Origin of the sequence: Kocuria atrinae (genome assembly GCF_039531425.1) — a bacterium.
GTDB lineage: Bacteria > Actinomycetota > Actinomycetes > Actinomycetales > Micrococcaceae > Kocuria > Kocuria atrinae.
Genome location: NZ_BAAAQA010000015.1, coordinates 249,748 through 262,633 on the forward strand (window position 1 = coordinate 249,748; position 12,886 = coordinate 262,633).

Below are 12,886 nucleotides of genomic sequence, written 5' to 3' on the forward strand. Positions count from 1 at the left end.
TTAGTCTCTCTGGCCACTTGCAGATCTTGGGCAAGAGTTTTAGAGTTATGTGCTTCTTTGCGCAAAAGTCGAATGAGTTCAACTGTGGTGGGGGGCAGTGCCACATCCAATGCGGGGTTTGGTGCGTACGAGCTCATCATTACGTCCCTCGTTCTAGACCGTCACATGTGCAAATGGTTCTCCGAAAGTTTCCACGCGCCCCGTTGCCAGGAAAGCTTGGTCATGAACGGCCCAGGTGTGATCATCCCGTCCACGCATCTGACAGAAATTGAACCGGTCGGCCGCATATACCTTGCCACCTGATGCACAGACATCTTTAACGAATTGTGAGTCTTCTCCCCGAGTCCTGTCCCCGAAAGGATGTGCTAGGAATGTCTCTCTCCGTGCCGTCAAAGTTGGACCAACGACACCATCAACAAACTTATGCTCGAGGTCTGGCTGACGTAGCAGAACTGTGTCTGGACCAGCAAGGTGCATGTAGTGGGCTGCTTTCCCAACAACCTCCGCGCGGCTATGGAATAGCGCGCGAAGAAGATCGCGAAGATACTGCGGGGCATAGAAGTCGTCGTCATCCATCTTGCTCAATACAGTCCCATCGGAGAGTTCCACACCTCGATTCAACATGGTTCCAAGTGACCAATGGCGGCTAATGGATTCGTGGACAATGTTTAGACCCGATGTTTCTCTCAGATGCTGCAGCTCGAACTGTTCGGGGTCGAATCCATGGGTTAGGAGCACCAGTTGAGCGTCGACGTCTTCTTGCCTGGCCACATTGCTGACAATGTGTTTCAGTTGTTGGGGACGAATGGTTGGGGCCAGCACACTTACCGACGGGACCTCTACCTTGCGATGTTTCAGTGGCGCCACTCTCGCCAGAATAGATTCTGCCCGATGGGTGTACGTGTGTTCGTCCCAGATTCTTCGCTGAGCTCTATGGACCATACGGTCACGCAACTGGGGTGATTGCAAGAGCGATCGAAGGTGGTTCTCGGCCCGCTTCTGCGAATCCGCCACCAAAATCTCGTCCTCTGCGAAGTACCTTCGAACGGAAGCTGAAGGCGTAGTTACGACTGATGTTCCGCACGCAGTAATTTCAAACAACCGTCTCGCGCACATAGTGGGAGAATCTGTCACGGTATTAACATTAAGGAACACTTTGTAGGCCCGATAGGCACGGAGCATGCTGTCGTAAGACAGAGAACCCACGACCCGTTCTCCGAGCTCTCCCGGGAATTGGTACCTCTCCATTTGCCCTAGGTAGCGGGAGAAGATTTCCAACCTGGTACCCGTGCGCTTCTCAGCGTCGATGGCGCCGCCCAGCAGGAGATCCATTTGCTCGCGCCGGCTCTTGAACTTATGGGCGAAGTACATTCCTCCGAACGCGACATCACGCACATCCCGTTCCAAGCCATTCCGAGCCGGCGTGTGAATCTCCGTCTGCGCAGCGAACGGCATGACCATGACGGAATCGTGCCCGAGATCTTTCTTATACGCCGGAATACGTTCAGAGTCCGTCGTCAGTACCAGATCGAATAGACCTGCGGAACCGATGAAGTCTAGATAATGGGGTGGATCTTCTTTGTTCCAGAAAACAGTGGGAATCCCTGCGGCTCGACACCACACGACAACGTCCCGCAATTGGTCAGAGACATTCTTCCGTTTGCCGATCAACGTGGCCCAGTCGTCACCGTTACCGTGCCATGCTGACTCGACAAAAAGCAGATCAATCTTTTTTCCTTTAATCTGTGAAACCCAGTCCTTTTTCCTCAGTCGGATAATGTTCCACTCGTGAGAGAAGGCCCCGGCAGAAAAGTCATCCAGAATTACTGCAGCGGTGATATCAGGGCGACGAGGACCTAAATCCCTCGGTTTGTAAGGATCGAAATCTATTGTGTGCAACAACGGTTGCTTCTTGGGCTCTTGATGTTCCACGGTTTTTCCAACCGTAGGGGTGTCACTCGAATTCTTGGAAGGGGGCTCAATAGCAGCTTGGACGGTTCGCGTCGGTTCTGGAACAGGTTGGGATCGGCGTTGCTGCCATTTCACCAAAGCTTGAAGGCCGCCATGACGGAAATGCCAGATTCCCGTTCGAGCTGTAGTCAGATGTCCTTCACGCCGTTCCCACTCAATCAGCGCCGAAAGACCACCTTTTCGGAGATGCCATAGCCCGGTACGTGCAGTTCTAACGAGTGAGGGATTGGTCATGAGGACTGGCCGTCCTTTCCTAGTTCTACTTCGAGTGCCTCGCCTGTCGGTTCCGTTCCCATGATCAGCACATCTGTCAAAAAGACGTGTGCGTCAGTACCTTTAACCCATTGGCAGAAACGAACGCCGACAATGGATACATCCGGCGGGGGCGTAAAAGTCTTCATGAAACGACTATGGCCGTCCCATAAGGGAAGATAAACAAAGTGCCCAATAAGCGGATGGCTAGACCAAACTGTGTCTTGCATTGGCCCTCGGTACTCTTCACCGTTTTTCCGGAGCTCCATTGATAGGAGATGAGTATGAAAAATAGGCCGACCCTTCGCACGAAGACCCGCGCTGACTGTTACTGCTTTACCTGGCTTTGGGTCACGAACGGAGAATCGAACTCCATCATTCCGAATGTCGATCTCTGCATTAAGAGATTCCGACTCGAGCTTGTAAGGCAGGAACGTAGACCTAACTTCTCCTAGACTTGCGTTAGGAATCATTTGTCCGAGAGATCCCCCATGGGTAACCGGGCCTTGTCCGTCCGCAGAATCAATCACCCTCTTCAAGAACGACTCCAGTAGTTGCCGAGGTGCGGGGGCGTGGTTCGGCCCCCACGTACTACCAGCGACTACCGATATGGCACGACCGCCCGCGTTTTCTTCCATCCAGGGAAGAGCGTGACTGCCCACATGTAGCTTGTCATTAATGTTGAGCAACAAATAGGTATGTCTTGGCCTATACGGCCCCGGGTTCTTACGAAGATCCGTCCGAACAGTTATCCTCGAAGGTGATGGGAAAGGATCTCCGCTCGGAATCCAGCCACCAATTTCCAGCCACGCTCGATACAAATTCGGCTCATATCGCTCAAGCACAGTTTGCGGATTGGCCGCCACGACGATTGTGTCAGGCAGTGCCTCGCCCTGAGTTAATGCTGCGAAGCCACCAGCCGAACTACCAAAAATGACAACAGGTCCTCGGCGTAACTGTTGCAGTACTTTTTCTAAGATTCGCGTCAATTGTGCGGATAGGTTTACTTCTGGTGTGCCGAGATACCAACCGATTCGGAGATCTTCATGATGTGCGAGCAGCCCATCATGAACGTGTACGCGATTGATGGGCCCGACTTGGTCCTCCAGCGACGACAACATTCCCGTGGCTTGAAAGTAAGGACGAGCTGCTCTAGGCGCGGCCGCACCGTTAAAGGTGATGACGGTCGTGGTCGCCTGCCTGTCAAGAACTAGTAGGTCCGTGGTCACCTCATGACCGTGCTCGATGGCATGTCGGCCGTCGAGGATCCTTTCAACAGTCAGGAAAGAGTCCAAAGAGTCGTACGAGTGCACCGGGAGTGCGGACTCGGACGTATTGCTACTAGTGGGGGGTACTTGTCGCATTTGTGAAAGACTCTCACTCACGTCTAAGTCGGATCTATCGCCAAAGGCCCTTCGTATCCACCACTGTCTTGCCCTTGAGCGAGGTGGCGGGAATTGTTTTGAACTCGTCATGATCAACCAGCAGAAGAACAACATCCGCGCGCTTGATCGCATCCGCATATTCCGCGAATTCGACATTGGACATACCCTGCAGTGCCTTGGGCAACTCGCCCACGTTGGGCTCGACCGCCAACACAGTGGCGTGGTCAACGTGTTCGGCCAAATCCTTGGTGATGTTGAGTGCCGGCGACTCGCGAAGGTCATCGATGTTGGGCTTGAATGCCAGACCCAGAGCAGCGATCACCGGAGAATCGATGTTCTTAACAGCCTCATCAACCTTGTTGATGACCCACTTGGGCTTGCCGTCGTTGACCTCACGAGCCGTACGAATGATGTTGGAGTTCTCGCGGTCAGAAGACACGATGAACCAGGGGTCCACGGCGATGCAGTGACCACCCACGCCGGGGCCCGGCTGCAGGATGCTCACACGGGGGTGATGGTTGGCCAGCTCGATCAGCTCCCACACGTCGATTCCCAGGTTGTCGGAAATCAACGAAAGCTCATTGGCAAATGCGATGTTCACATCGCGGAAGGAGTTCTCGGTGAGCTTGGCCATCTCCGCAGTCACATCGTCCGTCGCGAGCAATTCGCCCTCACAGAAAGAGGCGTACACCTCGGTTGCGCGCCGAGCGGCCTCGGGGGTGCGACCGCCGATAATGCGGTCATTGCTTATGAGCTCTTCCATCGCCTTACCAGGAAGGATGCGCTCGGGGCAGTAAGCGAAGTGGATAACGGGCTTGCCGTCTGCACCGTCGACGGAGAGGTCCGGGCGCAGTTCCAGGATCTTGTCCGCAAGCTTCTGTGTTGTCTTGGGCGGGGAGGTCGATTCGAGGATGACCACCTCATCGCCTCGCAGCTGAGGAGCAATCGACTCTGCTGCGGACATGATGTACGACAGGTCGCCTTCGTAGTTGTCCTTGAAGGGGGTGGGAACCGCAATGACGAACGCGTTGCCCTGCTGCATCTCGGTGGAGGCGGTGAGCTGACCACTATCGACAGCCTTCTTGAGCTGTTCTTCCAACCCGGGTTCAACGATGGTGACTTCACCGCGCTGGATGCGCTCTACGGCGGAGGCATTGACGTCCACACCGTGGACCCGTACTCCGTGATTGGCCATGACCACGGCTGTCGGAAGACCGATGTACCCGAGTCCGACAAAGACAACTTCCAAAGGATTGCTCATTACCTCACCTTACTGAGACGACTGCTACTGACCTCACGAAAATATAAGCCCGGTCAGGAGTGCTATATGTCATGCGCGTTATAACCCACTGGAATCATACCGTCACATGGATTGAGTTGTCCCCGAACATGACGACACTGCCGGTGGCCAGGACGTTAGCATCCGACACTTGCCACGTATGGCCATCCGTCCCGCGACGTTGGACGAAATTGAATCGATCGGCCGAATAGATCGTGAAGCCCGCTTCAAGGGCCGCTGCCAGGAAGGACGAATCTTCACCGGTGTTTCTTCGTTGAAACGGAATTTGATCAAATACTCTCCGGTAACCGGTGATAGTAGGCCCCATGACAAAGTCCGTGTATCGGTGTTCCCGATGTGCAAATCGGTGCAACGTCACATCCTGGGACTCCACGTACATGTAGTGGGCCTGTTTCCCGACGATATCCGCGCCGGAGTACACCAGGGCGTCGAGCAGATCTGCGAGATACCGGGGAGCGTAAAAATCGTCGTCGTCCATCTTGGCTAGAACTTCACCCATGGACGCCTCAACCGCAAGATTTAGACATTCTCCAAGTGTCAACTCGGAGTCAGCCGCGATGGTCGTGACTTGGTCGATGCCACTGGTGGCAATCGCTTCCTGTATCTCGTCGGCACTCGGATCGAATCCATGAGCAACCATCACAACGTCCAGGTCGACATTCTCCTGTGTCGCGAACCCTTGGAGAGCAGAGGCGACCCTATGTGGGCGGTTGGTACACAATAAGATAGAAACCGTCGGTCGTGTTCGTGGACGAATCTTCTCGGGCAGAACTCGTTGGAGAATTTGCTCCACGCGATGGCCGTACGTGTGCTTGTTCCACACTTCTCGCTGCGCGCGGTGGACCATACGATCGGCAAGTTCAGGACTACGCACGAGCGCACGGATGACGTCCGCAGCGTGCTCTCTATCCTCGACAACTGCCAACTGATTCTCGGTGAAGTACTCACGAATGGCCCGAGACGGAGTGCTGACAACTGGCGTGCCACTCGCGGTGATTTCGAAAATACGTCGCGCACACATGGACGGTGAGTCCACTACAGAGTTCACATTCAAAAAGACGCGGTATGCCTTGTACGCAGTCAGCATCTGGTCGTAGGTCAGGGAACCGACCACCCGCTGGTCCAACGGTTCAGGGAACTGGTAACGCTCATCCTCTCCCAGATAGCGGGAGAAGATTTCGAGACCGGTCTGAAGCTTGGGGCTAACGTCATCTGCGCCGCCCAACAACAGATCCATCTGTTCGCGACGTTCGGGGAACTTGTGCGCGAAGTACATGCCGCCAAAGGCGACGTCACGCTCGTGAAAGCCGTTCCGGGGACGCGAGGGGTTGTGAACTGCGGGTTGAGCGGCGAACGGCAAAACAGAGACATGGTCGTGCCCGAGGTCCCGGTGGTATTCGGGGATCTTGTTCACATCGGTCGTGAAGACGTGGTCGAAAAGTCTCGCGCACTCCAAGAAGTCGTCGTAGTGGGGCGGGTCTTCCTTATTCCAGAAGACGGTGGGAATGCCTTGTTCACGGCAGTACGCGACGAGCTCTTTCATGGACTCTTTGACCCCGCTCGTCCCGGTGAGCTGGTACTGCCAGTCATCACCGTTACCGTGCCAGGCAGACTCTACAAACAAGAGATCCACGGGTTGCGCCGCCAGTTCAGACTTCCACCCGTCACGCGACAACGCGATCTGGTTCCATTCATACTGGAAGGCCCGCGCGGAAAAGTCGTCAAGTATCACAGCGACCGTGAGGTCGGAACGAACTGGGGCTCGATCGGGCCATTCCTGGGGCGTGAAACTGATGGTCTTGCGAAGGCCTTCAACGGCTCCTGCGGACGGCCCGGCTGGTAGCGACGCCCGCCTGCGATACTTGCGCCACTGCGACACTCCCCCGTTCCGGAAGTGCCAGATTTCGGTCCTGAGGTTTCGTTGCGATCGTCTGGGGGTCACCATTGCACCTCGCGGAGTTCGGTTCTGACGAAGTCGGATTGAAGCTGCTCTTTGCGGGCCCGCGCGGCGAAATTGTTACCCGCCGCGAGGTCCTTCATGAACGCCTCGTACTCTGCGGTCACGGTCTTCGGGTCACCGTCCATCAAGAGGTCACCTTGATCCAGCCAGACGACCCTGGTGCACATGTCCCTGATTTCGGACATGGAGTGAGACACGAACATGACGCAGCCGGCCTGCTCCCGAATTTCGGCCATGCGCTTCTGTCCCCGTTCGCGGAACTGAGCATCACCGGTCGACAACGCCTCATCGAGGATCAAGATGTGGGGATCAGTTGCCGTCGCCACGGCAAAACGAAGACGGGCAGCCATACCGGACGAGTAAGCCTTCATTGGCCAGTGGATCGCGTTCCCCAGGGCTGCCACTTCAACAAGGTCGGGCAAAATCTCATCCACCCGGTCCGGGTGCATTCCCTGTGCCAAACATCCCAGGCGTATGTTCTTTTCACCGGACAGCGCCGGCACCAGAGACACGTTGACCCCAAGCTTCACCGGCGTGTCCACGGAATACACACGCCCAATTGTGGGATTCATTTGTCCGGCCACGATGTTCATCAGGGTCGACTTGCCCGAACCGTTACGACCAATGAAGCCCACGAACTCACCCTGGTGAATTGCGAGAGTGATATCCGTGAGGGCCTGATTCTTGACAACGGGCGGACGACCCAGCGCTTTGCGGGCCCATCGAACAGGAGCTGCGACCGGCACTTCTTCGCCCCCGCCGGTGGAGGTCACGTTGTAGACCATGGTCACGTTGTCGATGACCACGGCCGGATTGCGTGGCGCTCGTCCATGCCGACCCGCGGCTGCCTCGGACTGCGCATGACGGTTAACGCTCATCGGCATAGCTCTCTTCGTTGAGCCAGAACACGAGAATGCCAGCGATCGCCAGAACCAAGCTTGCGCTTATGAGGACAGCCCATGAGGCCCAGCCAGGCACGGTTCCATCCATGATGAGTTCTCGAGAGATCGATAGCACCTGGTACAGCGGGTTGAAGTGGAAAATGGCCAGGATCCGCGGGTCTTCGATGAAGCGTGAGGGGTCATAGAAAATCCCAGACGAGTACATCCACAAGCGCATGAAGAACGACAGCAGATTGGCGACGTCGGGCACCTTGTTCACGGCAGGCGCCAGCAACATGCCCAATCCCCAGTTGAACAGGGTTTGCAGAAGGAACACGGGAATGACTAAGAGCCAGGTCCAAGTCGGAGTTTCGTGGGGCGGAATGACCATCACCATCACGATCATCGCGAGTAACGCGTAGACCTGGGTCATCGCGTCTTTCATCACGATGGACAACGTGAGCGCCGCACGCGGGAACATGAATCCGCGGACCAGCGCTTTCCCCGAATACATCGATCTTGAGACTGCCACCACGGAGCGGCTGCTGTATTGGAACATGATCAGGCCGATCAACAGGAAGGCCAGAAAATTGTCGATTCCTCGACCAGTTCTCAGGAGCAGACCAAAGACCACAAAGAAGGTTAGTCCCAGCAAAATGGGATTGAGAACGATCCAGACCTTGCCCAAGAACGTGTGATCCTGGCTGACGGCCAAGCGGACCTTGGCGTCGTACATGATGAAGTGCCGCGAGCCCCACAGATCACGCAAGTACTCGCCCAACGGCGGTCGGGCACCAACTGCCTGAAGCCGCTCGGGGTTAAACGGCTCAACTTTGGCGCTCACGCGTCTCCTCGGGGGTCAGGATGCGGTCGTTCTGGGGCGCGGGGGTCCGCCCAGTCATTTCACCGTACCGCGTCACGGTCTCTTTCGCGGTCACCGCCCACGTGCGATTTTTCAACGCCCACTCCCGGCCTGCCCTGGCAAGCTGTTCGCGGATCTCCGGGTCACGTGCCAACTCGAGCAACGCCGCGGCCAACGATTCCGGATCATCCGGCGGGGTCAGCAATCCGGTCACACCGTGGTCGATCACTTCACGCAAAGCGGGCAGGTCGCTAGCTACCACCGCTGTCCGGGAGGCCAGTGCCTCCACCGGTTTCAGCGGTGTCACTGCGCGGGTCACAGTGCGATCCTTACGCGGCACCACGAACACGTCGAGTGACCTGAAGTACTCAACCGCTTCGGATCGATCAACTCGTCCACAAAATTTCACATGGTCTTGAATTCCCAGGTCGGAGACCAGTTGTTGCAGTCCCGGGCGGGCCACACCGTCCCCCACGATTACCGCGAGAATGGACGGCACGCTCTTGCGGGCAATGTCCACCGCACGCACTAGATCGTCCAGGCCTTCGTAGTCGACCACCGAGGTCACGGTCCCCATCAGGAACCTCTCGAGCGGCAGCCCGGTACGACGCCGCGCGCTCACCTTCTCCCCCGGCTCGTCCGTGAACTGCCCGCCCACGCCATTGGGAGCCAAGTGCACGGACAATGACGAGTCTCCGGCGATCTCTCGGACCCGATCGGCCATGTGCGTTCCGAGCGTGACAACATGGTGAGCAGATTGAAGCGCCTGCGCCTCGCGCGCTTGGAACCGGTCATAGCGAGTGGACTGCAGCGCCTCCGGTGACCTGGTGGACGCCCACGTATCCGCAAGCAGCCCGCGCACTTCATAGGTCCACGGAATACACAGGGCCTCCGCCACAGCCCGCACAGCCAGCGCGTTCACGTAGTGCGTGGTGGTGTGGAGAACGGAGGGACGCACCTCGAGAGCCAACCGGAGTAAAGCATCAGCGTGCTGTTGCACGCGCCCGGTCGCAGTGGGCGCCAGGTTGAGCGGCAGGATCCGGTGGTACGGGATCCCGTCCACCACATCTGTGCCGCGAGCCAGGACTTTACCGACTTGCACCGGGTAACCGGGGCGCGTCACCGCGTGAACGTCCCAGCCCTCGTCCTTGATGGCGCTCAGCAGCGAGTGCGTGCGCTGGGCGTAGCCGCTGGCTGTGTGCGGTAGGGAATTGGTCACCGCGTATAGCACCGTGTTCGGCCGCGGTGCGTACGTTCCGACCGCGGGAAGTTCGGGTTCAAATGAGCCCAGCAGGTCACGTTCTGCGGACAATCGCTTCACAAGCGACCGTTCACCGCGGGTAGCAGTCCCGGCCGAGCGGGCGGTCTCGAGAACGCCCACGGCCCCATCCACATCGCCATGGTGCCAGTTCACTCGTGCTCGGGTCGCGGAAGCACCCCGGGTTGACGCGGGTAACTCGGAGAGCAATGACTCCGTCAGGGGCAACTCCCCCATGGTCAGGGACACTTCCGCGCAGCGACGACGAACGGCAACACCCGCGGACCCCGCAGCCGAGCGCAAGGTGGCGGCAGCGGCGTCGTCGTTGCCCAAGATGTGAAGACCCGTGCCGCGTGCGGCAGGAAACCTGCTGGCCGGCAAGCGGGACAGGCCCTGGGCAACCGGCCGAACCACCCGGGATGGCAGTCGACGCGATACTTGCAGGCAGAACACCACGGGGTCATCGGTTATGTGGTGAGCCACCGTGGACGCCGTGATCCACGCGTTGGTCGCGAGCTCGCGCACGCGTTGCCCGGAGGGTCCCCGCATCAGGCGGTTCTCCGGAACTGCCGCGATTGCCGGGCCACCTTCACGGCGGCACGGCCCATGCGCGCGATGCGCTGCGTCACCGACTGTTGGGGCTGGGCTTGGTGTTCGCGGATGGTCTGTCGCAACAGGTCACCGTAGCGGCAGGACAGATCCGAGTAGTTGGCGTGGGACTTGACCCATTCGCGCCCAGTTCCCGCAGGCTGCAATCGGGATCGATCCGCGGCCAGCTCCCGCCAGAGTTGGGCGATTTCCTGAGGCTTGCATTCCACGATGTCGCCTTCGCCGGCCTCCGTCAGCACGTTGGCGGCTTCACCGCGCACGATGCCCGTGATGTGCCGACCCACTGCCAGAACCTCGTACGTCTTGGACGGGATGGTGTCCTCGAAAGACTTCCAATCATCGCGCAGGGAAATCACCAGAGAATCGGCCTCCTGGTACCGGGCAAAGACCGCCTCACGGTATTCAGGAGGCAGGAAACGAACTGTGGCGCCGAGTTCCATGGCCAGTCGGCGAAGCGCCGGCTTCTGACTACCGTGGCCCACGAGCGTGAGTCGCATGTCGTCACCGACCAGGGCGGCTGCGCGAATGAGCACGTCCAAGGCCTGAGATTCCCCGTGGTTACCCAGATAGAGCACCTCGAGCCGCTCACGCTGCACCGGAGGTGCCTCGAGGCGGGGTGTGCGATCCATTTGAATGCCGTTGCGTACCGTGACCACATCGGCGACGCCGCGTTCTCGCAAAGTGCGTTCAAAGCCCTCGGTCACCGTGACCACCAGGTCCGCGCGATTCTGCACGTACTCCACTGCGCTGTTGATCACTGATTTGGAACCGCCGCGCACCAGTGAGGCGTCCTCGGCCAGATTGGGCCACGCGTCCCGCATTTCGACAACGAGCGGCAGGCCCTTGAAACGGGCCACCAACAAGGCCGACCCCAGCAAAGGCAACGACGGCGCCGTGACCACCACGGCATCCTGGCGGCCCGTGGCGACACCCCGCAGCACCGATCCGGCAGCCCCAACCAGCTGATTGGCCAGTTTGAAGACCCTGTTGTCCCCCAAGAGCAAATGCGGCACCCGGTAAATCTTCTCGCCCAGGAAGCCCGGTTGCGCCCGCCAGGCACGTCCCTTGGTGTCCGAGGAGTAGTCCGGGCCCGGCCCGTAATGAGCCACCGGAGCCACCACGGACACCGCCCAGCCCTGATCGCGCATGTTGCGGATCAGTGACATCCAGCGGCGCTGGGGTGGGGAATGCTCCGGCCAGTAGGAACTGGTCAGCAGTAGCAGACGTACGTCGGTTTCAGGGGGCTGCATGGGCCTCTCGCGGGGTCAAGAGGAAGGGGGACGGGGGTCAGCGGTTCCGCTCGGCGGCGGAACTACGGGGGTTCGGGGGCATGAACGTTACTGATCACCTGCCGGCAGGTTGGACACGTACTCGCCCAGGGTGCCTTCGGAGATGGCGTCACCGATCTCCTGCATGGCCTGGGTATCGGCAACCACGATCGACTGGCCGTCAGCCGAGGTTCCGGTGCCCTGAGTGGGGACCGTGAACATGTGGATGTCGCTGTTGCTCAACCCCACCAGTTTAGGGGCCTGACGGACGATCCAGTTGGCTGTTAAGCCGTCGCTCACGGTCAGGTAGGGGGAAATCTGTTTGACCACGTCATTGATTTTGAGCGGATTGGTCAGGGTTTCGGAGCTGACCAACTTGTTGATCATGGCCTGCAGGTAGGCCCGCTGATTACGCACACGTTGGTAGTCACCGTCCTGGAAGGCATAGCGCTCGCGGACGAACGTCAGCGCAGTCTCACCGTCCATCTCCTGCGGTCCGGCTGCAAAGTGCTGACCCTCGCGGGTGGTGAACGCCTGCGGCACGTTGACGGTGACACCGCCCAGGGCGTTCGTCAGGCCCTCGAAGCCGGCGAAGTCCACCTGGGCCACCTCGTCGATGCGTGTGCCAAAGTGCTCCTCGACCGTTTGCACCATCAGCGGCATCCCCCCGTGATCCAGTGCGGCGTTGATCTTGGCCTCGCCCACACCGGGGATGTCCACCCAGGTGTCACGCATGATGGACATGATGTACATTTCGCCGCCGTCATCGGGGATGTGGAGCAGCATGATGGAATCCGCGCGAGAACCGGTGACGGTGGGGTCCTCACCCTCCGGGCGCTTGTCCGAGCCCAGGAGCATGACCGTGGTGCCGGCGTCCTGCGCGGAGTCCTTCTCGGGACGATCCGATTCAGCGGGGAACGCGGACTCAATGGGGCTGGAGCCGCGGTCAAAGTTGCGGCCCAGGTTCCACACGAACAAGCCCGCCACGACAGCGACCGTCAGAACCAGTGCCAGGAACACGAGAAGAACATTGCGGCCCGTGTGGTTCTTGCGTGGCCGGCGCTCTTCTTCTTCGTAGTCGAAGTCATTCAGGGACATGTAGGCGCTCCGAGGTGTGGGGGTCATTCGGTTGTGCTGCTC

At 58.7% G+C, this 12,886-nt stretch carries 9 protein-coding genes; all 9 read right to left on the reverse strand.

The window, feature by feature from the left end; all coding sequences use genetic code 11:
• Window positions 1-153: 153 nt before the first annotated feature.
• A complete protein-coding gene (locus tag ABD283_RS07670) occupies window positions 154-2,205 on the reverse strand; it encodes a glycosyltransferase family protein (RefSeq protein ID WP_344224388.1) in 2,052 nt (683 codons plus the stop codon).
• On the reverse strand, window positions 2,202-3,344 hold the full coding sequence (locus ABD283_RS07675) for a hypothetical protein (RefSeq protein WP_344224389.1): 1,143 nt from the start codon (window positions 3,342-3,344) through the stop codon (window positions 2,202-2,204). Before ABD283_RS07675 ends, ABD283_RS07670 begins: the two co-directional genes overlap by 4 nt.
• A 277-nt stretch (window positions 3,345-3,621) precedes the next feature.
• Entirely contained in the window at window positions 3,622-4,869 is a 1,248-nt protein-coding gene (wecC, locus tag ABD283_RS07680; protein ID WP_344224390.1) for a UDP-N-acetyl-D-mannosamine dehydrogenase, read from the reverse strand.
• A 94-nt stretch (window positions 4,870-4,963) separates the two neighbouring features.
• Complete coding sequence (locus ABD283_RS07685) at window positions 4,964-6,787, reverse strand: glycosyltransferase family protein (RefSeq protein ID WP_344224391.1); 1,824 nt, start codon at window positions 6,785-6,787, stop codon at window positions 4,964-4,966.
• A gap of 59 nt (window positions 6,788-6,846) precedes the next feature.
• Window positions 6,847-7,641: an ABC transporter ATP-binding protein gene (locus ABD283_RS07690; RefSeq protein ID WP_344224392.1), complete on the reverse strand. Its 795-nt coding sequence runs from the start codon at window positions 7,639-7,641 to the stop codon at window positions 6,847-6,849.
• Between the two features lie 94 nt (window positions 7,642-7,735).
• Window positions 7,736-8,593: an ABC transporter permease gene (locus ABD283_RS07695; RefSeq protein WP_344224393.1), complete on the reverse strand. Its 858-nt coding sequence runs from the start codon at window positions 8,591-8,593 to the stop codon at window positions 7,736-7,738.
• Window positions 8,577-10,418: a glycosyltransferase family 4 protein gene (locus ABD283_RS07700; RefSeq protein ID WP_344224394.1), complete on the reverse strand. Its 1,842-nt coding sequence runs from the start codon at window positions 10,416-10,418 to the stop codon at window positions 8,577-8,579. The genes ABD283_RS07695 and ABD283_RS07700 overlap by 17 nt, the downstream gene beginning before the upstream one ends.
• Window positions 10,418-11,728, reverse strand: a complete 1,311-nt coding sequence (locus ABD283_RS07705) for a glycosyltransferase family 4 protein (RefSeq protein ID WP_344224395.1) — start codon at window positions 11,726-11,728, stop codon at window positions 10,418-10,420. The genes ABD283_RS07700 and ABD283_RS07705 overlap by 1 nt, the downstream gene beginning before the upstream one ends.
• A gap of 87 nt (window positions 11,729-11,815) precedes the next feature.
• The gene (locus ABD283_RS07710; protein WP_344224396.1) at window positions 11,816-12,871 is read right to left on the reverse strand and encodes an LCP family protein; all 1,056 of its coding nucleotides are present in this window, start codon (window positions 12,869-12,871) and stop codon (window positions 11,816-11,818) included.
• Window positions 12,872-12,886: the final 15 nt, after the last annotated feature.

Bases quoted from the DNA above. Each gene is read 5' to 3' on its own strand.
- ABD283_RS07670 (WP_344224388.1), bottom strand. From the start codon at position 2,205: ATGACCAATCCCTCACTCGTTAGAACTGCACGTACCGGGCTATGGCAT.
- ABD283_RS07675 (WP_344224389.1), bottom strand. From the start codon at position 3,344: ATGTTGTCGTCGCTGGAGGACCAAGTCGGGCCCATCAATCGCGTACAC.
- wecC (WP_344224390.1), bottom strand. From the start codon at position 4,869: ATGAGCAATCCTTTGGAAGTTGTCTTTGTCGGACTCGGGTACATCGGT.
- ABD283_RS07700 (WP_344224394.1), bottom strand. From the start codon at position 10,418: ATGCGGGGACCCTCCGGGCAACGCGTGCGCGAGCTCGCGACCAACGCG.
- ABD283_RS07705 (WP_344224395.1), bottom strand. From the start codon at position 11,728: ATGCAGCCCCCTGAAACCGACGTACGTCTGCTACTGCTGACCAGTTCC.
- ABD283_RS07710 (WP_344224396.1), bottom strand. From the start codon at position 12,871: ATGACCCCCACACCTCGGAGCGCCTACATGTCCCTGAATGACTTCGAC.